22 protein-coding genes are annotated in these 24,010 nt (G+C 54.0%); 11 read left to right on the forward strand and 11 right to left on the reverse strand.

Annotated features, from left to right (window positions below; translation table 11 throughout):
* Positions 1 to 9 precede the first annotated feature (9 nt).
* The 10 genes from VI01_RS08115 to iolG form a co-directional block, all read right to left on the reverse strand.
* Positions 10 to 699: an amino acid ABC transporter permease gene (locus VI01_RS08115; protein WP_197079577.1), complete on the reverse strand. Its 690-nt coding sequence runs from the start codon at positions 697 to 699 to the stop codon at positions 10 to 12.
* Positions 700 to 778: 79 nt separating this feature from the next.
* Positions 779 to 1,594, reverse strand: a complete 816-nt coding sequence (locus VI01_RS08120) for a transporter substrate-binding domain-containing protein (RefSeq protein WP_045814736.1) — start codon at positions 1,592 to 1,594, stop codon at positions 779 to 781.
* 20 nt (positions 1,595 to 1,614) lie between these two features.
* Complete coding sequence (locus VI01_RS08125; protein ID WP_045814737.1) at positions 1,615 to 2,352, reverse strand: amino acid ABC transporter ATP-binding protein; 738 nt, start codon at positions 2,350 to 2,352, stop codon at positions 1,615 to 1,617.
* Positions 2,353 to 2,364: 12 nt separating this feature from the next.
* A complete protein-coding gene (locus VI01_RS08130) occupies positions 2,365 to 2,931 on the reverse strand; it encodes a peroxidase-related enzyme (RefSeq protein WP_045814738.1) in 567 nt (188 codons plus the stop codon).
* Positions 2,928 to 3,410 (reverse strand): CMD domain-containing protein, encoded by a 483-nt coding sequence (locus VI01_RS08135; RefSeq protein WP_045814739.1) that lies wholly within the window; start codon positions 3,408 to 3,410, stop codon positions 2,928 to 2,930. Before VI01_RS08135 ends, VI01_RS08130 begins: the two co-directional genes overlap by 4 nt.
* A complete protein-coding gene (locus tag VI01_RS08140) occupies positions 3,407 to 4,861 on the reverse strand; it encodes an NAD(P)-binding domain-containing protein (RefSeq protein ID WP_045814740.1) in 1,455 nt (484 codons plus the stop codon). The genes VI01_RS08135 and VI01_RS08140 overlap by 4 nt, the downstream gene beginning before the upstream one ends.
* A gap of 412 nt (positions 4,862 to 5,273) precedes the next feature.
* The gene (locus VI01_RS08145) at positions 5,274 to 6,236 is read right to left on the reverse strand and encodes a LysR family transcriptional regulator (protein ID WP_038644813.1); all 963 of its coding nucleotides are present in this window, start codon (positions 6,234 to 6,236) and stop codon (positions 5,274 to 5,276) included.
* Positions 6,237 to 6,439: 203 nt separating this feature from the next.
* A complete protein-coding gene (locus tag VI01_RS08150; protein WP_045814741.1) occupies positions 6,440 to 7,369 on the reverse strand; it encodes a sugar ABC transporter substrate-binding protein in 930 nt (309 codons plus the stop codon).
* Positions 7,370 to 7,417: 48 nt separating this feature from the next.
* A complete protein-coding gene (locus tag VI01_RS08155; protein ID WP_045814742.1) occupies positions 7,418 to 8,212 on the reverse strand; it encodes an SDR family oxidoreductase in 795 nt (264 codons plus the stop codon).
* Positions 8,205 to 9,236, reverse strand: a complete 1,032-nt coding sequence (gene iolG / locus VI01_RS08160; RefSeq protein WP_045814743.1) for an inositol 2-dehydrogenase — start codon at positions 9,234 to 9,236, stop codon at positions 8,205 to 8,207. Before iolG ends, VI01_RS08155 begins: the two co-directional genes overlap by 8 nt.
* A 240-nt stretch (positions 9,237 to 9,476) precedes the next feature.
* Here iolG and VI01_RS08165 point away from each other — a divergent pair, with 240 nt between their 5' ends.
* Complete coding sequence (locus tag VI01_RS08165) at positions 9,477 to 10,520, forward strand: LacI family DNA-binding transcriptional regulator (protein WP_045814744.1); 1,044 nt, start codon at positions 9,477 to 9,479, stop codon at positions 10,518 to 10,520.
* Positions 10,521 to 10,527: 7 nt separating this feature from the next.
* On the opposite strand, the gene VI01_RS08170 is transcribed toward VI01_RS08165, so the two are convergent.
* The gene (locus tag VI01_RS08170; RefSeq protein ID WP_045814745.1) at positions 10,528 to 11,436 is read right to left on the reverse strand and encodes a LysR family transcriptional regulator; all 909 of its coding nucleotides are present in this window, start codon (positions 11,434 to 11,436) and stop codon (positions 10,528 to 10,530) included.
* Between the two features lie 130 nt (positions 11,437 to 11,566).
* Here VI01_RS08170 and VI01_RS08175 point away from each other — a divergent pair, with 130 nt between their 5' ends.
* From VI01_RS08175 to VI01_RS08215, 10 genes are all read left to right on the forward strand, one after another.
* Positions 11,567 to 12,877, forward strand: coding sequence for an MFS transporter (locus tag VI01_RS08175; protein WP_045814746.1), 1,311 nt, complete (start codon positions 11,567 to 11,569; stop codon positions 12,875 to 12,877).
* A gap of 14 nt (positions 12,878 to 12,891) precedes the next feature.
* Positions 12,892 to 13,980 carry a tartrate dehydrogenase gene (locus VI01_RS08180; RefSeq protein ID WP_045814747.1) on the forward strand — a complete coding sequence of 363 codons (1,089 nt, stop codon included), beginning with the start codon at positions 12,892 to 12,894 and terminating at the stop codon, positions 13,978 to 13,980.
* A 2-nt stretch (positions 13,981 to 13,982) separates the two neighbouring features.
* Positions 13,983 to 15,242, forward strand: a complete 1,260-nt coding sequence (locus VI01_RS08185; RefSeq protein ID WP_045814748.1) for a glycerate kinase — start codon at positions 13,983 to 13,985, stop codon at positions 15,240 to 15,242.
* Positions 15,243 to 15,836: 594 nt separating this feature from the next.
* The gene (locus VI01_RS08190; RefSeq protein ID WP_045814749.1) at positions 15,837 to 16,565 is read left to right on the forward strand and encodes a gluconate 2-dehydrogenase subunit 3 family protein; all 729 of its coding nucleotides are present in this window, start codon (positions 15,837 to 15,839) and stop codon (positions 16,563 to 16,565) included.
* 18 nt (positions 16,566 to 16,583) lie between these two features.
* Positions 16,584 to 18,353: a GMC family oxidoreductase gene (locus VI01_RS08195; protein WP_045814750.1), complete on the forward strand. Its 1,770-nt coding sequence runs from the start codon at positions 16,584 to 16,586 to the stop codon at positions 18,351 to 18,353.
* Positions 18,354 to 18,363: 10 nt separating this feature from the next.
* Positions 18,364 to 19,632 (forward strand): cytochrome c, encoded by a 1,269-nt coding sequence (locus tag VI01_RS08200; protein WP_045814751.1) that lies wholly within the window; start codon positions 18,364 to 18,366, stop codon positions 19,630 to 19,632.
* Positions 19,633 to 19,971: 339 nt separating this feature from the next.
* Positions 19,972 to 20,751, forward strand: a complete 780-nt coding sequence (locus tag VI01_RS25350) for a hypothetical protein (RefSeq protein WP_156149344.1) — start codon at positions 19,972 to 19,974, stop codon at positions 20,749 to 20,751.
* A gap of 155 nt (positions 20,752 to 20,906) precedes the next feature.
* Positions 20,907 to 22,301: an MFS transporter gene (locus tag VI01_RS08205; RefSeq protein ID WP_045814752.1), complete on the forward strand. Its 1,395-nt coding sequence runs from the start codon at positions 20,907 to 20,909 to the stop codon at positions 22,299 to 22,301.
* Between the two features lie 530 nt (positions 22,302 to 22,831).
* The gene (locus tag VI01_RS08210; protein WP_045814753.1) at positions 22,832 to 23,371 is read left to right on the forward strand and encodes a fimbrial protein; all 540 of its coding nucleotides are present in this window, start codon (positions 22,832 to 22,834) and stop codon (positions 23,369 to 23,371) included.
* Positions 23,372 to 23,447: 76 nt separating this feature from the next.
* Positions 23,448 to 23,999, forward strand: coding sequence for a fimbrial protein (locus VI01_RS08215; protein WP_045814754.1), 552 nt, complete (start codon positions 23,448 to 23,450; stop codon positions 23,997 to 23,999).
* Positions 24,000 to 24,010: the final 11 nt, after the last annotated feature.

Consider the following 24,010-nt stretch of genomic DNA (forward strand, 5'->3'; position numbering starts at 1 on the left):
CTCCCCTTCTCAGACGCTGGTAGTGAACTTCACGCGTGGCGCAGACTTCGAGCTGTACTTCGCATGGCGTTGTTCAAAGAAGCGGATTACCAGCCACGCCACACCGCACAGCAGTGAATAGAGCACGGCCAACACCAGATAGGTGCCGAACTGATACTGGTTGTAATCGCGTTCCATGATCAGGTGCGCGGTTGCCATCACATCCGCCGCCCCGATGTACATCACCAGCGCCACGTTATGAATCAGATAGATAATCGCATTGCCGTAGCCCGGAAGTGCAAAATGCACCGCCTGCGGCCCAATCACGCGCAGCATTTTCTGGCGGAAGCTGTAGCCGAGGCTGTCAGTGGCATCATGCTGACCGCGCTCCACCGCCAGATACGCCGGGCGCATCACTTCAGAGAGATAGCCGCCGTGGTAAAGGCTCAAGCCAATCATCGCCGCCACGTTGGCCGTGAAGAAATCGCTAAAGCCAAAATTATCGGTAATCAGCGGCATGCCGTAAAACGCGACAAACAGCTGTAAAACCACCGGCACGCTGCGCGCGTAGGAAACATAGAGATCGGCCAACTGGCTGATCACGGGAATACGGCGCACGCGAAAAACGGTGGCGATCAGCGCCAGAAAGAACCCGGCAATCATCGCGACAAACATGATGCCGAGCGTCAGTGGCAGCGCCGACAGCAGTTCTGGAATCATGGAGGATAGATTCACGGTGAAACACTCCTGCTAAAAAGGACAGCATGCGCCCGGCTTAACACCGGGCGCAGTGAATCTATTACTTCATGTACTTAGTGACTTCTTCGCCGAACCACTTCTGCGCCAGCTTATCCAGCGTGCCGTCATCTTTCAGTTCTTTCAGCGCTTTGTTCACGTCATCGTTCAGGGCCTGGTTTTCAGCAGAACGGTGGATCAGCACATAGGTGTTGTTAATCACCACAGGCTCACTGGCTTTGATCGCCAGTTTCTGGTTGTCGATCACCGTCTGCTCACCGAGGTTTGAAGGCAGGATCAGCGCATCGTACTTCCCGTTCTGCACTTCTTTCAGGCGATCCGGATAAGGCACGCCCGCGCTGGACGCTTTGATGGTGATTTTGTCGTTCGGGTTATCCTGCTGCCACTGAGTAACGAATTTATACACGCCGCCGCCTGCGGTCACCGGCACGATATTCTTACCGACCAGATCCTTCATGCCGTTGATATTGCTGTCGCTGCGGCTGTAGATCTTCATCAGGCTGGCACCGATCGGTGCATCCGGGATCAGGAACTGTTTGCTGCGTGCTGGCGCTTTGTAGTAACCGCCGGTCGCCATGTCGTACTTGCCGGTCACCAGGCCGGTTTCCTGCGCGATATCCGCCGCGCCTTCCATCACAAATTTGTATTGTGGCAATTTAGCGTTGATGGCTTTGAGCACGTCCGGCTCGTAACCCTCAGGTTCGTGACCGATCGCGCCCCATGACAGCGGTTTGGATTCCGCTGCGGTGGCGATTTTGATGGTGCGAACCGCGTCAGCAAAGCTGTTACCGCTGATCAGGGCTAAAGCGATGATGCAAGGCGCGGCCAGGCGACGTAATGTGGTTTTGATTGCAGGCATGTCTTTGATTCCTTTAATTATTAGAATGCTCGTTCTGAACTGAGGAACTGTGCAAGGCGCGGCAGGGTTGGGTTATCAAACATCTCTGCCGGACTGCCCTGCGCGGCCACGACACCCTGATCCATAAACACGATGCGATTCGAAATGCTTTTCGCGAACTGCATCTCATGCGTCACCAGCAGCGAGGTAATGCCGGATGACGCCACGTCTTTAATCACTTTCAGCACTTCACCCACCAGCTCAGGATCGAGCGATGAGGTCGGTTCATCAAACAGCATCACATCCGGACGCACCGCCAAAGCACGGGCGATACCGGTACGCTGTAACTGGCCGCCAGAGAGTTGCGACGGATAGTGATCGAGCCTGGCACCCAGACCCACGCGTTCCAGTTCCTGCACGGCGATGTCGCGCGCTTGCTGTTTGGTTTTACGCTGGATGACGATCAGCGGATCCATCACGTTTTCCAGCACCGTCATATTTTTGAACACGTTAAACTGCTGGAACACCATGGCGGTGCGCAAGCGGATCGCCTGGATCGCCGCTTTATCCGGTGACTGATAATCCATGCGGATCTGATCCAGCTGAATCGTCCCGGCTGATGGCTTCGCCAGATAGTTGATGCAGCGCAGCAGCGTGGTTTTACCGGTGCCGCTTGGCCCGATGATCGATACCACATCGCCGCGTTTTACCGACAGATCAACCCCTTTCAGGATCGGATTGCTGCCGTAAGAGAGCGTAATATTGTTGAGTTCTAACATCCGGTGCAGCCCTTATTTGTTCAGGTCAGCATGGCCGAGCACATGCATCAAACGGTTGGCCCAGCCGAAAATGGCGATGGCGTGGATCAGATCGATAATCTCCTGATCGTTCATGCCGACGGCACGCAGTGCCGCCACATCTTCCGGTGTGGCCTCAGAAGGCGTAACCGATAAACGGCGAGCAAAGCGATAGATCGCCGCATCGCGTTCACCTAATACATCCGCTCTATCAAAATAGATGGCACTGACCACGGCGTCACTGTCGGCCAGCTGTGCATGACGGCGCGCATGCACCACCGCGCAATAACGGCAGCCGTTGACGATCGAAGCCCCCAGCGCGCCCAGCTCACGATCGGCGCGATCGAGGCCACCTTCTACATACATAATGGCGTTGAACAGCCCGGTACGTGCGGTGTAACTCTCGGGATCGTGCACCAGCGTGCGCACGTACTCGGAGATTTTCTTATTGGACGGCGTGACTTTCATCGCATCCAGCTGCGCCGGTGTCGCCTGTTCTACATCGACTGGTGTGATGTACGGATGCCAGTGCAGCGGCTTGAGATTTACCGATGGAATCATGCGGACCTCATCAAACGTAAGCCAGCCGCCACGCGCGTCTGGAAGTTAACAAAGGCGATCAGCTCAGAGAGCGCAACAATTTGCGGGTTGCTCAAACCGGCCTGCTCCAGCAAACGAATATGCTGTTCGGTAGCCTGAATGGGTTGTTGCGTGACCATGTCGGCATGGCGCGCAATCGTGGCCAGCGGCTCTTCCGCTACGGCGCAACCCGAGGCCAGCGCCAGCAGGGCTTCAGACGGATTTAACGCCGCCAGTTGCGCCTGGTAATCACGTTGCAGCGGCGCATCGTAGTTCAACACCGCCATACGCTGCGCCAGTGCCAGACGCAGATCCGCAGGTAAACCCTGATCGTCTTCCGGCGTCAGTACAGACACACGGCACGCTTCCGCACCCTCAACAAATTCGGGACGCAGGCGGCGCGTCTGATACAACGCCTCTTCTGGTGTTAATCCGGCTGCTTGATCAATAGCGTCGCTCACAACGCGTTCTCCTGTTTTAGTAACGGGGTTGAATCCACCCATTCATCGCCCTGTAATTCAGGGGTGTCAAAAGCTTGTAAGTTGGCGTAGTGCTGCTCGACGTCCTCGGCAAACAGTGAGGCAGTAATACCGCGCACCAGGCGATCGGCCCCGGCGCTCACCGCAGGAATATCGCCGGAGACTTTGCCGTGCGTCAGCATCGCGGCATCGTTGAAGCAGTGGATGTGTGCCAGCATCGGGCAGGCATCAGGCGTCAATTCGCGGAACTCGAACGAAGGGCCGAGATCCGGCGCTTCCAGCAGGCTGTGGCGCGGATTGCCCATCTCAGGTTGGTAGCGACCGTCAGACCAGCTGCGAATATGCGGCGCAATGGCGGCAAACTCCGGTCGGCCGTGGAAATCGTTGGTGAAGCCCGTCGCGGCGATCAAAAAATCGTAGTGCAGTGCGCCCTGGGTGGTTTCAATCACCAGACCGTTTTCTTCCTGTTTGACGGCGTTAATTCCGCAGTCGAGGAAGAAGCGCGCATTTTCATGGCGTGATACCCGCAGGGTTGAAGAGCGCGGCGGTGGCGTTTGGGTGGCGGCGGTGTAATCGACGAATTTCCATTTCCACGCGTCTGGCAACTGATGCATGCCGTGCACCACACCCTGGCTACCAATGCCGGTCATTTTATTGATGCGTGGCATTTCTTTGCGGCGAATCAGCAGATCCACTGCGCCCGCGCCCTGCTCCAGCGCGGTAGCCGCGTTGTCCATCGACGATGCGCCTGCGCCAATCACGGCAATGCGCTTGCCTTTTAAGGCCGTGAAATCGATGTCATCAGCGGAGTGTGCCCAGAACTGACGATCAATGCCCTGCAGGAAATCCGGTACGGCGAAACCACCGAGACCAGAACGTCCAGTGGCGAGCACCAGGCGACGCGTGTAAACCCGATCGGTTTCGGCACCGTCCAGATCCAGCGCAATCAAATCCCCGGCCTGCTGGATATGGGTGACGCGCACATTGTTCTGTACCGGCAGATTCAATACCTTGCGATACCAAATCAGGTAATCCATCCACTGCGCTTTAGGGATCTTGTCCAGCTCCTGCCACGCCTCTTTGCCCCACTGCGCCGTGAACCAGGCGCGGAAGGTCAGCTGTGCGAGGCCGAGTGCCGGGCCGTGCAACGTTTTCGGTGAGCGCAGGGTTTCCATACGCGCAAAAGTGATCCACGGACCCTCCAGCCCAGCGGGTGCGGCGTCATAAGCCACCACATTGCTGATGCCGGTGAACTGTAATTTGGCGAGTGCCGCCAGACCGCACATGCCTGCGCCAATCACCACCACATCGCGGACCGGCGCACTCTGAAAGGTGCGTTCCGGTACCCAGGATTTAGCGGGCAGTTCCAGAAATTCCAGATCCTGCTGAAGCTGAGCTTCTAATGCGGCAAGACCGTTGGCGGCATATGTCATAGAGAGATTTCCTGGTGTCAGCGATCGCGTTGAGAGCGAGCGAAAACGATGAAAACACGCCGATGACCCTACCTTTTTTATTATCTATAAAACGCATAATAGGTAGCTAACAATCATCAATACGCATAGTAAGAGCTAAGTTTTCGCATAATCCTCTTGCCCTAAATGTGAGTCAAGATTTTCGCTCAGGATTTGACCAATGGATTTCTTATATCTTATGCCGAAAAAGTTATAAGCGTTGAAAATGAAGGGATTCATCACGCCTGGTGAGTCAGGAAGACGCTGTGTTATATCTTGCCGCTGTAGCGAAATTGGGCTAATGCGTGACGTGATGCATTCGGTTCTGATGCGTAGCGGTGCGCTTCATCTCTTGTTGAAGCGCTATTGCTGTTGGATGAACTCAATCGCCCCGCTATGACTCCTGGTTGATCACTCGCATGATGCGCGGATGCTCGCTGGCGGGCAGGCGTTCAAATCCTGGCAGCAACTCGGCCGCAACGTCTGCCAGCGCTTCCACCAGCGCCTGGGCCGCGCTGGAAATCTGCCGACCTTGCGGCGTGATCACGCCAAAGAAGTAAGGGATGTCTTCCTGAATCGGACGGATTGCCACCCCGGCCAGTGGCATGCCCCAGCCCGTCACCGGTTCGAGGATCGCCACGCCCAATCCGGCACGCACGCAGCCCAGAATATTCGCCGAGGAGTTGGTTTCGATGGTTTCCAGCAGAGGGGCTTTGACTTTCTTCAGCGCTTTTTCGTAACGACCACGCAGGCGTTGCGGACTCCATGGCGCAATCAAACGGCGTCCAGCAAGCTGGCTCAGCGAGAGCGAACTGTGTGCCGCCAGTTCATCCTCTTCCGGCAGCGCAATCACGCACTGTGATTGCCCAATCCAGTGCAACTCCACCGCATGATGCTCCAGCGGCAAGCTACATAATCCAATATCGGCTTCAGCGGTGATTACCGCATGCGCGGTCTGCTCCGCCGATTCGCTGATAATCTGCACTTTGTTTTGCAGGTTCAATGCCGCCAGCGCCTGGGGCAGCAATCCGGCGGCCAGTGCCGGCGTGGCGGCAATACTGAGCGGACGATGCTGCTGATGGGCAATCTCTTGTGCGCGCAAACGGATCTGCTGCAATGACAGCAGCGCTTTCTGTACATACTGATGCAGCTGCAGTGCTTCTTCCGAGGGGTGAATACGCGGGCCGTTGCGGATAAACAGCGGATAACCCAGCGACTGCTCCAGCTCCTGAATCAGGCGGGAGACGGCGGGCTGCGAACGATTGAGCGCTTTGGCGGCCGCCGTCACGCTGCCCGCTGAAATCACCGCCGAGAAGGCTTCCAGCTGACGCAGATCGAGGTCATTTAACAGAGTCATCGCGTGGTTACTTCCCTAAGTCATTGATCGTTCCCGACAATCACGCGGGAAAAAATCCATCATAGAGAGAGTTATGCGAATTAGCCACTGCGGGAAAAACTGCATGGTGGTCGTCATGCTCGTCAGTTAAGCGACGGGTGATAACGCAGTCTGGTGTCGTACAGGGTGCGCATTACTGCGCACCGGAAGCAGCACCTTAATATTTAGCGCACCTTATTCTGCGCAAACTCACTGTAATTTTCCCGGGTAATCAGTTGATAAGGAATAAAGGTATCCTTCGCCACCTTCTCGCCTTTCACCAGCGCAACCGCCGATTGCACCGCACCATCGCCCTGGCCTTTGGCATCCTGAAACACCGTCAGACTCATCTCACCACTCTTGATGAACTGCAGCGCATCCGGTGTGCCGTCAATGCCCGCCACCTGCACGTTCTTCGCACCCGCTTGCTTCAGTGCCAGAATGGCACCGATCGCCATCTCATCATTGTTGGCGACGATGGCGTTGATATCCTGGCCGGTAAGCAGCCAGTTGGTGGTTACATCATTGGCTTCTTTGCGGAAGAACAGCGCGGATTGCTTATCCAGCACCTTCATACCCGGATGCTGCGCAATCACCTCTTCTACCCCTTTGGTGCGTTCGCGGGTATCTTCGCCCGACAGATTCCCCATCAGGATCATCACATTGCCTTTATCCCCCATCTTCTTCGCCAGTGCTTCCATCTGCATTTTTCCGGCCAGACGTGGATCCGATCCAACATAGGCCATGCGATCACTCAACGGGGTTTCTGGCCGACGGTTAACGAATACCAGCGGCACGTTAGATCGCTGCGCCAGTGCGATAATCGGTTTCATTGCCTGGGTATCGGTAGGCGTGACGATGATGGCGTCAACGCCTTGACCGATAAAGGATTCCACCTGCTGCAACTGCTGTGCGGAATCCCCTTTCGCATCCTCAAACTGTCCCTGAACATCACCGAGCTGTTTCATTTTGCTCGCCATCGCCTGGCGCAGGATGGTTTGAAAGTTATCGTCGAAGTGATCCATGCTGACCCCAATGCTGAGATCTTTCGCCATCACGCTCACGGGTAACGCGCACAGCAGTGCCAGCGCGGTAAGGTGTTTTTTTAATTGCATAATCTGACCTTATTGTATTGATTTGTAGGGGGCAGAATCGGCGCATCCTTACTCGGGATAAGCACCGGCAACATTCTGGTCGTAATCGATTAATGCACCGGTCATCACACCGGCTTCCTGACTGAGCAGATAGCTGGCGAGGCTTGCCAACTGCTGCGGCTTACAAAGCTGTCCCATCGGCTGCGAGGCCTCGGCACGTTCCAGCCAGCCATCTGTCGCACCGTGATATTTTCGTTGGGTGAGATCCTCGCCTGGCGTGTCCATCCAGCCGGGCAAAATGGCATTGCAGCGAATACGGTTGCCGCGATAGGCATTGGCTACGTTTTTAGTCAGCGTGGCGAGCGCGCCTTTGGAGGCAGAATAGGGTGCCAGATAGGATTGCCCACAGTGCGCGCACTGCGACAGGATATTGACGATCGCCCCACTGCCGCCCTGAGCCAGCCGATGGCGCACAAAGCCTTGCATCAGAAAGAAAGGTGCGCGCGCGTTGGTATTGAACATCTGATCCCAGAGTGCCACTGGGGTATCCACCAGTGTGCCGCGTGCGCCCAGTGCGGCGGCATTCACCAGCACGTTCACGTCGCCAAAGGCAGCGACCGCCCGCTCGGTTAATGCCAGGCACTCATCCACATCCTGCAAATCCAGCGCGACGAAGTGCGCCGTGGCGCCCCGTTCAGCCAGTTCGGCACTGGCACGCACGCCCTTCTCTGCATCACGCCCGGCAAGGATCAATCGTGTGCAACCCTCCCGTACCAGTTGACGTGCGATGGCAAAACCCACGCCCTGTGCGCCACCGGTCACGATGGCAATGGTATTCGTATGTCGGCCAGCGGTGTTATGCATGATGGAACTCCTGATCTAATCCAGTGAGGTGCAGGGTTTTGCCGAGTCTGAGTGATTCGGTGGCAGCTTCTGCGAGCAGTGCGGCTTTCAGTCCGTCCAATGCATTGACCGGCATCGGTTTGCCGCTCTGTGCACACTCCAGGAACAGCCGCATCTCTTCCACATAGCTGGGGCCGTAGCGCTCCATAAAGAATTCAAGAATCGGTGCGGCACAGCCCGGCGCATCTGGTGCATAGCGGGTAAAGCCAGACTGGCGCGGGTTATCGGACATCACCATGCCGCTGGCACCAAAGGCTTCAATGCGTTGGTCGAAGCCATAGCTGCAGCGGCGGGAGTTGAGGATAGTGACGAGTGTGCCGTCCTCCGCCAGTAACGTCACGCTGGCAGTATCCACATCCCCCAGGCGACCGATTTCGGGATCGATAATCGACGATCCGTGCGCGGTGATACTGACAAACTCTTTGCCGACAATGCCGCGTGCCATATCGAAATCGTGGATCATCATGTCGCGGAACAGGCCGCCGGAGCGTGGAATGTATTCCAGCGGTGGCGGGAAGGGATCGCGACTGGTGATGGTCAGTTGCTCAAGACGACCAATCTCACCGGCTTGTACCGCATGGCGCACCGAGGCATGCCCGCGATCAAAGCGGCGATTGAAGCCGAGAAACACCCGCTGAGCGGCCTCGCTGCCGATGATCTCAATGCAATGCCGCGCATCCGCCAGGCTGCTGGCGATCGGCTTTTCACACAGTACCGGTTTACCGGCATTGACGGCCGCAATGATCAGTTCCACATGGGTATCTGACGAGGTGGCAATCACCACGGCGCTGACCTGAGGATGACTGATGGCCGCTGCCGCGCTTGATGCCACTGCCGCCCCGGTTTCTGCTGCCATCGCATCAGCTGCGGCGCTAACCGGATCGTACACCGCCACAATCTGCCCACCCGCCTGGCGAATCGCTGCTGCATGTACTTTCGCCATCCGGCCCGCACCGAGCAGCGCAATACCTGTTAATTGCGTCATGTTTAACTCCTGAAATAAAAAGTGTGGCATTGGCTGAATAATTCACGCGCTTTTATTTTTATCTTTTAAATAAAGACAGGTTTCTGCGCTGATTATTGGCCTGCGAAATTCATCGAATCGTTAAATAAACTCTACGCACATCACCCTTTGAAATTAATTGATGCATAAATGTTGATCAAATGCTGAATTGGCGGTAAACATTCACGCAATGATGGTTTCCCTTCAAAACGGATAATTAATGTGAGCGACATCAAAAAAACCACGTTGGATCAGATAGCTGCCGCCGCAGGCGTCAGTTTAAGTACCGTTGATCGGGTGATGAACCGACGTGGCGGTGTCTCACCCGCGCGGGAAGCCAAAGTGCTGGAGTGGGCCAATAAGCTCAATGTGGATCGCGTGCTGTTTCGCGGCTATTTGCCGATGCTGCGCGTGGCGGTACTGATGCAGTCGCCGAAGAATCCCTTTTATCGCGGCCTGCGTAATGCCTTCGCCGATATCGGCGCCACGCTGTCGGAAATGCGTCTTAACTGTTTTATTCACTATCTCGACCTGACTAAACCGCAGGGCACCATCAAGCAGATTCACCAGATTGCCTCGGTGAATGACGCGATGATTGTGGTCTGTCCCAACGATCCTGACGTTGCAGAGGCGCTAAGACAGATATCCGCCAAAACCCCGGTGGTGACCTTGGTTACGGACATTCCCACCAGCGGGCGAATCGCTTATGTGGGGCCGGACAACCGTCAAATGGGCCGCGCCGCCGGGGAACTCATGGGCCGCTTTTGCGGCAGTCAGGGTGGAGAAGTGTTGGTGGTGTTGGGGATGCAGCACATGATTGGGCACGAGGAGCGCGAAATGGGGTTTCGCTCAGTGCTGCGTGAGCGCTTCCCGTTATTTGCGATCAGCGAAACCCTAGAGAGTGGTGAAGATCAAACCCGTGCCGGTGAGGTGGTGCGAAGAGCATTACAAAACAATCCAAATATTCGCGGCATTTATAATGTTTCAGCAGGTAATACCAATATCACTCAAGCGATTAAGTCCCTTGGGCTGGAACAGAAAATGGTATTAATTACCCATGAATTAACTACCGAGCGTCGTCGTATGCTGCGTGAAGGAGTCATTGATGTGATTATCGACCAGAATCCGCATGAAGAAGCACGCCGTGCGCTGGAAATTATTGCCGTGCATTTCAATCGGGTGGAAAGTGATAAAAGTCCGGGCAGCTATACGCCGTTTAATATATATATTCGCGAGAACTGCCCGCCGGAATCGGAATTTAGTTAAGCATTCATCACAGTTTTTCAGTCAGCTCGCGCTTGTTGTCATTTAACAGGCGCAGCATCTCACGCAGATAATCATCTTCATTCCCTTTTTGCCAGGCAATACTCAGCGGCAGACCTTTTATTTGCTCTGGCAAGGCCAATGCAATATAGCTGACGCTTTCGCTGTTCATGGTGCGATAGGATGCGGGTACCACTGCCAGCCCTAATCCCGCCCCAACCAAACTTAAAATGGTCTGTTTCTCTTCAGCGAACTGCGCGATGTGGGGCGTTAATCCCGCCTGTTTAAACAAACTCATGGTGAGATCGTGACTGTGTGGTCGGGTACGGCGGTCAGGGATAATCATCGCTTCATGCTGAAAATCTTCCACGGCGACTTGCGTTCTCCCCGCCAGCGGATGATTGCGTGGCACCGCCAGCACGCAGCTTTCGCGGGTAATAAAGCGCATGGCCAGTGAGGCATCAATCACCTGCGGCGCACGAATAATAATCATATCCAACCAGCCCGATTTTAATTTCGGGATCAGATTGATGGTTTTATCTTCGATAATATGAATATCGCTGGTGGGATGCAGTGGGATAAATAAGTTTAACAAGGCGGGCACTAATCCTCGCGCCGCGCTGTCTATCGCGCCAATACGTAATGTTCGGCGCTCATCTTTTAATCCCACTTTAAAACGCAGGGCCAGCGCATCAAATTGATCGATCAATTTGCTGGCTTCGTCAAAAAATATCGCGCCCTCTGCCGTTAAAGAAACGTTGCGTGTTGAACGGTTCAACAAACGTACGCCGAGGTCCTCTTCGAGTAATCGAATGAAGCGAGAAAGTGACGCAGGCATCATTTCCATTCTTTGGGCTGCCCGACCAAAATGGAGTTCTTTACCCACTGCCACAAAACAACGCAGTTGATTTATATCCACATTTCCCTCGCCATTCGATTATTCAAATACTTTATATAATCCACTCTTGATGATCCGCCAAGTCAAAACTGCATACTGAACTCGATTACAAAAAAATAACACCACCCTACACAATCTGGAGCACTTTAATATGAACTCTCACCTCGAAAAAAGGGTGATGCGTAAAGTGACATTACGCATTGTGCCCTTCATCATGCTGCTCTACTTCATCGCCTTTCTCGATCGTGTCAACATTGGTTTTGCCGCGTTAACCATGAATCAGGATTTAGGTTTCTCACCCACGGTATTTGGTTTGGGTGCGGGTATCTTTTTCCTCGGTTATTTCCTGTTCGAAGTCCCGTCGAATTTAATTCTGCATAAAGTCGGTGCGCGGATCTGGATTGCCCGCGTGATGATCACCTGGGGCTTAGTCTCTGGCTGCATGGCCTTTGTGCAAGGCACCACCAGCTTCTACACCCTGCGTTTCCTGCTCGGCGTGGCGGAAGCCGGTTTCTTCCCCGGCATCATCCTCTATCTCAGCTACTGGTTCCCGGCGGCTAAACGGGCGCAGGTCACGGCCATTTTTATGGCTGCGGCGCCACTCTCGACCGCGCTGGGTTCGCCGATTTCCGCTGCCTTGCTGGAGATGCATGGCTTCCTGGGCTACGCGGGCTGGCAGTGGATGTTTGTGCTGGAAGCCATTCCCGCATTGCTGCTCGGCGTGGTGGTGCTGTTCTTCCTCACCGACCGTCCGGCCAAAGCCAAATGGCTGACTGACGAAGAACGCGCGTGGCTGGAAAACACCATGCAGGCTGAGGAGCTGGCGCGTGCGGCAAAACAGAGCCACAGCAGTGCCTGGCGCGGGCTGGCGGATAAGCGCGTCTTAGCACTGGCGCTGGTCTACTTCGGCACGTCCGCAGGCTTGTACACCCTCGGCATCTGGTCGCCGCAAATTATCCGCAGCTTTGGTGCTTCCTCGCTGGAGATAGGTTTCCTTAACGCCTTCCCGGCAGTGATCGGCGTCATCGCGATGATCCTGTGGGCACGTCATTCCGACCGCACCAAAGAGCGCAGCTGGCACGTGATTGGTGCCTGTTTACTGGCCGCTGCCGGGCTGATTTACGCCGGTAACGTAAGCACGCTGTTTGCCGTGATTATCGCCCTGACGCTAGTCACCGTGGGGATCAGCGCTTCGAAACCGCCACTGTGGAGCATGCCAACCCTGTTCCTCAGCGGCCCGGCCGCCGCAGCGGGTATCGCCACCATTAACTCCATCGGCAACCTCGGCGGTTTTGTCGGCCCGATGATGATTGGCATCATCCGTCAGCAAACTGGTAGCTACACCTGGGGTCTGTATTTCGTCGCCGGACTGCTGGCGCTCTCTGCCCTCGTCGTTCTGATTCTGTCTGCCAAAGCGAAAAAACCGCAAACGGCAGAGATTCCTCATCCTCATACTCATTGATTGGAGAAGTAACTATGCGTAACTACAAAATTGCCGCGATTCCTGCCGACGGTATCGGCCCGGAAGTGATTTCAGCGGGCGTGGAAGTGCTGCATGCGCTGACGCGTCAAAATCCACAGTTGAAGTTCGATGTGCAAACGTTTGACTGGGGTTCGGACTACTACAAAAAACATGGCGTGATGATGCCGGAAGATGGCCTGAACACGCTGAAAAAATTCGATGCGATTTACTTCGGCGCGGTAGGTGCACCGGATGTGCCTGACCACATTACGCTGTGGGGCCTGCGTCTGCCGATTTGCCAGGGCTTCGACCAGTACGCCAACGTGCGTCCAACCAAAATTCTGCCGGGCGTCACCTCGCCGCTGCGCAACCGTGGTCCAGGCGATCTGGATTGGGTCATCGTGCGTGAGAACTCAGAAGGTGAATATTCCGGTAACGGCGGTCGTGCGCACCGTGGCTTGCCGGAAGAAGTGGGCACCGAAGTGGCGATCTTCACCCGCGTTGGAGTCACCCGCATCATGCGTTATGCCTTTAAACTGGCACAGTCACGTCCACGCAAACTGCTGACCGTAGTGACCAAATCTAACGCCCAGCGTCACGGCATGGTGATGTGGGATGAGATTGCCGCTGAAGTGGCGCTGGAGTTCCCGGATGTGCAGTGGGACAAAATGCTGGTCGATGCGATGACGCACCGCATGACGCTGCACCCGCAGACGCTGGACACCATTGTCGCCACTAACCTACACGCCGACATCCTCTCCGATCTGGCCGGTGCGTTGGCGGGCAGTCTGGGCGTGGCACCGACCGCCAATGTCGATCCACAACGCCGTTTCCCTTCCATGTTTGAACCGATTCATGGCTCGGCGTTTGATATCACCGGCAAAGGCATCGCCAACCCGATTGCCACCTTCTGGACTGCGGTGCAGATGCTGGAGCACCTCGGCGAACCTGATGCGGCTGCGCTGATCATGGAAGGCATTGAGTATGTGTGCGAACAGGGCATTCTGACGCCGGATGTCGGCGGTACCGCCAATACCGCTGACGTGACGCGTGCCGTCGTGCAATTCATCGAAGCCAAAGCCAACGTCGCCGAGACCGCATAATCATGAGAAATGAACAGGCCGCAGAGATCCTGCGCGATATCTTTCAGCACGCTGTCGACAGCGCCCGCGCCGGACCGGTGATCCCCCCCAACCTGCCGGAAAAGCCACGCGGACGTTGCGTGGTGATCGGTGCCGGTAAAGCCTCCGCTGCGATGGCGGCAGCGGTGGATGCGGCCTGGCCAGATGTGGATGTCTCGGGCGTGGTGGTGACGCGTTACGGCCATGCCGTGCCCGCGGGCCGCATCCGTATTCTTGAGGCAGCACATCCGGTGTCTGATGCCATGAGCGAAACCGCCGCGATGCTGATTGTGGAGACGCTGCGCGGGTTAACCCCGGATGATTTGGTGCTGGCGCTGATTTCTGGTGGAGGATCGGCGCTGATGGCGCTGCCCGCACCGGGATTAACGCTGGCCGATAAGCAGACGATTACCCGCGCCCTGCTGCACAGCGGCGCCAACATCAAAGAGATGAATCTGGTTCGCCGTCATCTCTCGGCGGTGAAAGGCGGCAAGCTGGCGGCGCTGGCCCAACCGGCGCGCATCGTGTCACTGATTATCAGCGATGTGCCGGGTGATAACCCGACGGATGTGGCTTCTGGCCCTACCGTTGCCGACCAGAGTACGCCACGCGATGCGCTCAGGGTGTTGGAGCGCTATGGCATTGCGGTATCGGAAACGGTGCGTAAGGTGCTGAACCAGCCGACCCGTCCTGTGGAAAATGCCGCAAACAGTGAGGTCAGGCTGATTGCGGCACCTGCGCTCGCGTTGCAGGCAGCAGCGTTGACCGCCCGCGCGCATGGACTGACCCCCTTGATTCTCGGCGATGCCATTGAAGGGGAAAGCCGTGAAGTGGCGGTAGTGATGGCCGGTATTGCCCGATCGGTAAAACAGTACGGTCATCCCGTTGTCGGGCCCGCTGTGCTGCTTTCCGGCGGCGAAACCACGGTCACTGTGGCAAACGGGCGGGCGGGCAAAGGCGGACGCAATACCGAGTTTCTGCTCAGTCTGGCCTGCGCATTGCAGGGTGAAAGTGGCATCTGGGCGGTGGCGGGTGATACCGATGGTATCGATGGCACCGAAGATGCGGCGGGTGCAATGGTGTATCCCGATACGCTGGCGCGCGGCAAGATCAATGGCCTGAGTGCCTCGGCCTACCTGGATGCCCATGACAGCTACAGCTATTTTCACTCCACCGGGGATTTAGTGATCACGGGCCCGACGCTCACCAATGTGAATGATATTCGCGCCATATTGATAGCCTGATATCGCCGCTACCGTCGTGAAAACCAGGCGGTGGCGGCGCAACAAGCCAGATCATTCGAGTCACCTAAGCACTTTTCGGTCGCCATGAATGGCAACCTTACGATGACGTGCACGCTTTCCGGTCGCCATAAATGGCAACCCTACGATGACGTGCACGCTTTCCGGTCACCATGAATGACACTCGTTCAAGGAACGTGCGCGCTTTTCGTAAGGTGCGCATTCATGCGCAGCGGCTCACTGACAGCCCGCCACAAAATAATGCATTAATTAACCAGTTGTTAATTCGCCCAGCCTATTTTATTGATCATTTACTCAGCATAAATATGTCTCAAAGATCTCAAAACATAACAATCTGTAACCGAATTATTTGATAACAGGCTTAACTACATGAATAACAATAAATTTATTTAAATTGGATTATTCAAATAGTTTATATAAACCAGCGCTAATGATAAGCGTAACGGGAAGTGCATACTATGCGCCGTTACAAGCCAATAACATTATTCACCAGGTTAAATGCAGCACTCATTTCACCCGAAATAACACACCAGGCTGCTTCACCATTATCAACACCATAATGAGAAACACATATCCATGGCAGATGAAACATGTCGCATTGGACGACGGCCTTTTATCATAGGTTCGTTAATTGGTATTGCCACACTGGGCATGAAAGGCGGCGTCAGTTCGGTATTTGCCGCCGTGCCCAGCCCCGCTGATGAATTAGATCGCTACCAGCCCGAATTCTTTTCTGCCGATGAGTGGAAATTCATCATGGCCGCCTGCGATCGCCTGATCCCCTCAGACCACGAAGGTCCTGGCGCACTGGATACACACGTGCCGGTCTTTATTGATAAGCAGATGCTCACGCCTTACGGCAAAGGCGATGACTGGTACATGGACGGCCCGTTTGACAGCCACGCCAGCAAGCTATTTGGCTACCAGATGCCGTTCCCGTTACAGGTGCTGTATCGCAAGGGCATTGCGCTGACCAACCAGTACACCCGCATGAAGTACAACCAAAACTTCAGCGATTTACCGGCAAAAGTCAGAGACAACGTGCTCACCGACCTGCAAAAAAACACGGTGGATTTTTCACAGTTTGGCGAGGCCGACCTCAACGCTGGCTATTTCTTTACCCGCCTGCTGGAAAATACCAAAGAAGGCTATCTGGCCGATCCGCAATATGGCGGAAATAAAAACATGGCGGCGTGGAAAATGATTAATTTCCCCGGTGCGCGTGCCAGTTATCCGCAGTGGATCAAAATCCACAATATTAAATATCCCCTTGGCCCGGTGTCACTGAGCGGCGAACAAGCCTGATTCTTGCTGGAAAAATAAATGAAAAAAACCAACGACCACGTTGATGTCATCATCGTGGGCCTCGGCTGGGCGGGCTCAATTATGGGAATTGAGCTGGCGCAGGCCGGATTAAAAGTGCGCGCGCTGGAGCGCGGAGAAGATCGTCTTAACAGCGACTATGCCTATCCAAAACCCGCAGATGAACTGGCCTTCACCAAACGCCATAAAATCATGCAGAGCCCACATGATGCCGCTTTCACCATCCGCCATAACGCAGCGGAAACCGCACTGCCGATGCGCGAGCTGGGTGCTTTCCGTCTTGGTGATGGCGTGGGCGGTGCCGGACTGCACTGGACGGGGATGATTACCCGCCCGACGCCGGTCGATTTGAAAATGAAAACCTACGCCGATGCCCATTTCGAACGCGGCGAACTGGATGAAGAACTGCGTATCGAAGATTTTCCGGTGAGCTGGGAAGAGATTGAACCGCACATGGATTTCTTCGATAAAGTTTGTGGCTCTTCTGGCGAAACCGGCAACCTGCGTGGTGAGATCCAGCAAGGCGGCGATCCCTTTGAGGGTGCGCGTTCCAGCGCCTTCCCTAACCGACCGCTGGAAGACAGCCTTAACGCCACGATGTTCCGCAAGGCCACGCAGGAGATGGGCTATCACCCCTACTCTATGCCCTCCGCGGCGGTGTCGGTGCCCTATACCAACCCCTATGGCCAGCAGATTGCGCCTTGTAACTATTGCGGCTTCTGCCAGTTTTACTCGTGCCTCAACTACTCCAAAGCCTCACCACAAACGGCGATCCTTGACCGTCTGAAGCAGTTCAAAAACTTCGATTATAAAACCCGTGCCAACGTGATTCGCGTGGAGAAACATGCGGATGGCAAAACCGCGACGGGCGTAACCTATATCGACGAAAACGGCGACGAAATCTTCCAGCCGGCCAGTATCGTGATCCTCTCGACTTTCGGCCTGAATAACGTGCGTCTGCTGCTCAACTCCTCAATCGGCAAGCCCTACAACCCGATTACGGAGGAGGGCGTGATTGGCCGTAACTACACCCACCAGTACGGCGGTGGCTTTACGCTGTTCTTTGACGATCTCGAATTCAACCCGTTCGCCACCGCCGGACCGACCGGTACGGTGATCAGCGATTTTGGCACCGGCAATATTGATACCGCCGCGCTGGGCTTTATCGGCGGCGCCAAAATTTACAGCTCGCAGCCCACCGGTACGCCAATGGCCGCCCCGGTGCGCAAAGACGCGCCCGCCTGGGGCAGTGGCTGGAAGAAAGGACTGAAGCGCAGTTACGGCCACTCTATGGGTATCAAGCTTGAAGGCAGCAATATGGCGACGCGCGGCAACTACCTCGATCTCGACCCGGTTTATAAAGACCGTTTCGGTATGCCGCTGCTGCGCGTGACCTACGACTACGTGCAGAACGACCTGCGCATGCTGCAGTTCATGAAAGAGAAGATGGAAGCGATCACTAAGCATCTCAATCCGAGTGAGTATTCGCACAACATCCTGAAAATGGACAGCCACTTCGCCAGTTCACCCAACTACGTCAACACCCACAACGCGGGTGGCGCCATCATGGGTGACAACCCGCGCACCTCGGCGCTCAACCGCTATCTGCAAAGCTGGGATGTTCACAACGTCTTCGTGATGGGTGCCAACGCCTTCCCGCAAAACTTCTACGCCAACCCTTCTGCGATGGTGGCAGGCCTGGCTTACTGGTCCGCGAAAGCGATTCGCGAACAGTATCTGAATAACCCCGGTCCGCTGGTGCAGGCATAAGGAGATAACCATGAAACTAAAACTGCGTTATCTGCTGATTGCCGGGTTGTTGAGCAGCGCCGCGCAGGCGGCAGATCAATCCGACGCGGCACTCATTGCCCAGGGTGAATATCTGGCGCGCGCCGGTGACTGTACCGCCTGCCACACCGTGGCCGGAGGGAAAGACTTCGGCGGCGGTTTGGCGATTGCCAGCCCAATGGGCGTGATTTATTCCACCAATATCTCCCCGGATCCTAAGGCGGGTATTGGTGAATACACCGAGCAGGAGTTTGCCGATGCCGTGCGCAAAGGCGTGCGCCGCGATGGTAAAAATCTCTATCCGGCCATGCCCTATCCCGACTACCGTGGCGTCACCGATGCAGATATCCATGCGCTGTATTTCTACTTTATGAAGGGAGTGCAGCCGGTAGCGGAAAAAGCACCGGAAACCTCGCTGATGTTCCCGTTCAGCCAGCGCTGGGGTATGTGGTTCTGGAATAAAGCGTTTACCGAAGATAAGCCTTTTACTCCTCTGTCAACGGCACCTGAAGAACTGAATCGCGGCAAGTATCTGGTGGAGACCCTGGGTCACTGCGGCAGTTGCCACACGCCGCGCGGTATCGGCATGCAGGAAAAAGCGCTCAACGAATCCAACTCGCATTATCTGGCAGGTGGCGAACTCAACGGCTGGCCGGTGCCTGCTCTGCGCGGCATGCCGACCTGGAGCGTGAAGGATATCACCGACTATCTGGCAACCGGGCGTAACGACTTTGCTTCCGTCGGCGGCGAAATGACGGGTGTGGTGGAGCACAGTATGCAGCATATGAACGATGCGGATTTGCAGGCAATTGCCCGCTACCTTAAATCATTGCCTGCGGATGTGCCGGTGAAAAACCGTCGTGCTGCTGTCGATCTGGAAACGCAGAAAACCGCTGACTTCCTGACGCAGGGACATAATCTGAACGCGGGCCAGATGTTGTACATGAACAACTGCGAAGCTTGTCACTGGACCGATGGCAACGGGGCGAAAGGTATCTTTCCGCGCCTGAATGGCGGCGACATTGTGACAGCAGATAATCCTACCGGCCTCATCAACATTATCCTGCAGGGCGCGCAGACCCCGTCTACGCCGAAAGCGCCTTCTGTGATGGCGATGCCGGGCTTCTCAGAACGTCTGAGTGATGAGCAAGTCGCGCAACTGGCTACGTTTGTCCGCAGCGGCTGGAGCAATGATGCGCCGGCGGTTTCGGCAAAAGAGGTGAAGAAGGTACGCGAGTCGCTGTCTGCGGATAAGCAGTAAGATGTGATGCGTTTACGCCTGAGTTGAAGGCGTAAACGCTCATTTCATATCCAATAGAATAAAAAATAATCCGCACATAACACTATCCGATGTCAACTAAAAATCGACCCTCATTCATTAATATAAAAATCAGCCCTGATGAGTATATGTAATTTATTCGTAGGGGATTTATTACATGGTTAGCAGCAGAACATTACTACAAACCTATCCCAAACTGACTTATATAAATCAAGTTAACAATTAAAATAGATAATAATAATTTGAGATTATCACAGTAAGAAAACTCAACATCACCCATTCACATCCTTCCTTCAAATAAATCCTTTCACCAGGAATAACATGAAATTACTATATTTACTTACCACCTTTATTTTTTTACTCCTGTCAAACACCGCAAATGCAGTCATCACCATCACGCGAGCGAATGTTCCAGCGGGAACAAATATCATAGAAATTAGTTACACTTCGTCGGGCAGCAACTCTACAGCATCCATAGGATGTGCAACGCGTTATTGTCAATTCGGTATTTGGGTATTAGATGCGACAGGTGCAGTAGAAAGACCGGCTCGAATAGTGCTTAGTGGTGGAAGTGGCGGTACCCCCCCGACCGACACATGGTCAAATGCGAATATTGTCTTTCAAAATAACTATCCTGCTAACGGTTCATTTAATTCTTCGTTTTCCGGATTTGGGCCAGGACCTTATTCTGTATGTGTTGGCGGGGCAACAAACAACATGGGTGCGCAATATAGAAATCAGCCTGGTACTTCATGCCGGACTATCTCTGTTCCCCCCGTCCCAACCAGTTGCTCCTTCTCAGGTTCTCCCAACATAGACCACGGCACACTGCAGGCTGGACAGGTCAATGGGAAACAGGACGGCGTCAATATCAACGTGTACTGCAACCGCGCGACTTCAGCCACGATCAGCAGTTTGGGGGGCACTATCAACTTAGGTGGTGGCGTGACATCAACCCTTACATTTGATGGCCGAAGCTCTGGAGGGATTTCACTCCCCAGCGGCACTTCAAGCCATAGAGTGGCTTCCACGCTTAAAGCGACCAATCCTACTGCGGGAGACAAAAGCGGCAGCGGTACCATTGTGATAAATCTTCCCTAACGTTAAAGATGTGCTAATTCGCACTTACATAGTCACCTCCCACAACCCGGCTATCGCCGGGTTTTTCTATACGTGTACCTTGCATGTGAAATAGTTGTGCTCAAAACTAACACTCCAGCATCCTCACGAATCAAGGAAGACCAGGGTATGACGTTATGACACAAAGTGGCATTAAATCGAATCACACAATGCTGCTGGCACTGCTGGTCGCAGTGACCTTCTTTATGGAAAACCTCGACGCCACGGTGATTACCACCGCGATCCCACAAATGGCGCGGGATTTTACGGCAAGCCCGGTGGCGCTGAATGTGGGAGTCAGTGCCTATTTACTGGCTGTCGCCGTGGGTATTCCCATGAGCGGCTGGTTGGCGGAGCGCTTCGGCGCACGTACCGTGTTTGCCTGCGCCATTTTGATCTTTACCCTCGCCTCCGTGCTGTGCGGCCTCAGCGACACCTTAACGATGTTCACCCTGAGCCGTATTTTGCAGGGCATCGGCGGCGCGATGATGGTGCCAGTGGGGCGCATGGTGGTGCTGCGCGTCACCGAAAAGAAAGACATGGTGAAAACCATCGCCTTTATTACCTGGCCAGGATTGATCGCCCCCGTACTCGGTCCGCCGCTGGGTGGGTTGATTGTCACCTACGGACATTGGCCATGGATCTTCTGGCTGAATATTCCTCTTGGCATCCTCGCCATTATCGCTACCAGCTATCTGGTGCCGCAGTTCAAAGCAGAGCAGTTACGCCCCTTTGATGTGCGGGGTTTCGTCCTCACGGCCACCGCCTGTACGGCGTTGATCATCGCGCTGGAAGCACTCGGTCAAATGCATCTCAGCCTCGGAATTCCGCTGCTGTTGGTCGGGATGCTGAGTAGCGTTATGGCCTATCGTCACAGCTTTAGCTGTCCGCAACCATTGCTGCCTTTTAACGCGCTCACCATTAACACCTTCCGCAACGCGGTGTTAGGGGGTTCGTTTTTCCGCGCGTCAATCAACGCTGTGCCCTTTCTTCTGCCGCTTTTGTTCCAATTAGGATTCGGCTGGAGCGCGGCACAAGCGGGTGCCATGGTGCTGTGGGTGTTTGCCGGGAATCTGGCAATGAAACCGGCCACCACCTGGCTGATGAAACGCTTTGGTTTCCGCCAGGTATTGATGGTTAATGGCGTCATCAGTCTGGCAGCGATGCTGGGCTGCTTGCTGCTCAGTCCTTCCCTTGGCTATTTCGCGATTGCTGCCATTCTTTTTATTGGCGGGTTATCGCGCTCGCTTCAGTTCAGCTGCTACAACAGTTTAGGCTTTGCCGATGTACCGCAAACCAAAATGAGTGATGCCTCCGTGGTGTTCAGCATCTTCTTCCAGTTCAGCATGAGCGCCGGCATTGCATTAGCCGCTCTGTTCTTGCGAGGTTCGATGCTGTGGCAGGAGCATGCCACCATTCAACAGAGCGATATTCGTATCGCTTTCGCGGGTGTGGCTTTGTTGGTGTTGATGTCTCTGTTCGATGTCTGGCGGCTGGAGAAAAACGCCGGTGCGCAGGTGTTGAGCCGATAACAGCAATTCTGCCCGCACTGGGTATTGGTGCGGGCATTCCTGTTAAGATTCAGCAGATGAAGATGTTTTAATTTTATTAGCAATAATAATTAATTGCTCTCGTAATAATTATGACACTGCTCACACTCACACTCATTTCGCAATGTTATAGTTTTTAGCAATGGGTTCCATCGTTCACTTTTATTCTAAATCCTAAGAACCCCCCTTATTGCTTCACTTGTAATACATCCCTGACAAATAGCCCATTCACTCACTACATCAACACAAAACAAATCTTATTTTCATCAAGCAACCCTCCCTCCATAATGCTCCCCAACGACGCCACTAAAAATAAATAAAAGGCTGAGCAGAATGAAACATGCAGATCTGTATTTGCATGTTCCAGGAGCACCTGATAGCAGTGTGCAAATACTAATATTTCATCAAATCAAAAGCGTAAATCATCGCGCATGCGCCTGATGCAATATTAGTGAACACCATATTTATCAATAATAAGAAATATGGGTACTAAACCAAATGGAAGACATTAAATGAAAAAGAGTATTATTGCCTTATCTATGTTAAGCCTGTTTACCGCTTCCTCTGTCTACGCTGCAGGTGGCACAGGTAAAGTCACCTTTACCGGTTCAATTATTGATGCACCTTGCTCTATTGCACCGGGTTCATTGGATCAAACGGTTTCGCTGGGAGCCATTTCAAATGTGGCACTGGCAGCCAACAGCAATACCGGTTCCTCCAGCTCTAAGCCTTTCCACATTGAACTTGAAGATTGCGTCATCACGACTCCGGGCACTAAAGACAAAGTTTCCGTGACCTTTACAGGTACGGCCTCCCCGCATGATGCAGAAAGCCTGGCCTTAGTGGGCGGCGATGCAAGTGGCGCATCGATTGTTCTTACCGCCGGTGATGGCTCTAAAGTTAAACTCAATACCGCCACTACGGGCCAGACAGTCATTAATGGTAAAAACACTCTGACCTTTGCAGCCAGTGTCAAGGGCGGTGGTGCACTTGCCACAATCGTACCTGGCACTTTCCAGGTTCCAACTAATTTTGTACTGAGTTACAACTAATAATACGCATTATTTATTTACCTGCGGCATGACTGTCGCAGGTTTTTTAATCTGTACCGTATTCTGGAGCTTATTGATGTATTGGAAGCCCTTGTTATTACGCTATGCGGCCCCATTCCTGGTATTGTGCAGCATACTTTTCACCCATCATCGCGCCCTTGCAAATAACGAAGGATTTGGTCGTTTAAATATGTCAGGTTCAATTGTGGAAACACCTTGTGCAATTGAAGTTGGCGATCGCGATCAAACCCTGTATATGGGAAACCATCCAATTAGTAAAATCGTAAGGGATGGGCAAGGACCGAAAAAAGAGTTCTCCATTCGTTTATTTGGTTGCGTCCTGACACGCCTGGATCCCAGTAAGCCAGACTGGAAAAACTTTAAAGTCATGTTTGATGGTGAAAATGACAAAGGCCACTTTAAAACCGCAGGAACAGCTAGCGGAGTTTCCGTCAAAATAAGCGATCTTAATGGGAACATTGCAACGCCAGGTGTACATCTTCCTGATGGCGATCTGATCGTTGAGAATATGCACCTTAAGTACACGCTTAACTTAGTCGGTAACCAGGAAATATTACAAGCTGGCGATCATCAATTAACTATCCGTTTCAGAATAGATTATAACTAACGGGGCACGCC

It is taken from the genome of Pantoea sp. SM3 (genome assembly GCF_000963995.1).
Lineage (GTDB): Bacteria > Pseudomonadota > Gammaproteobacteria > Enterobacterales > Enterobacteriaceae > Pantoea > Pantoea rwandensis_B.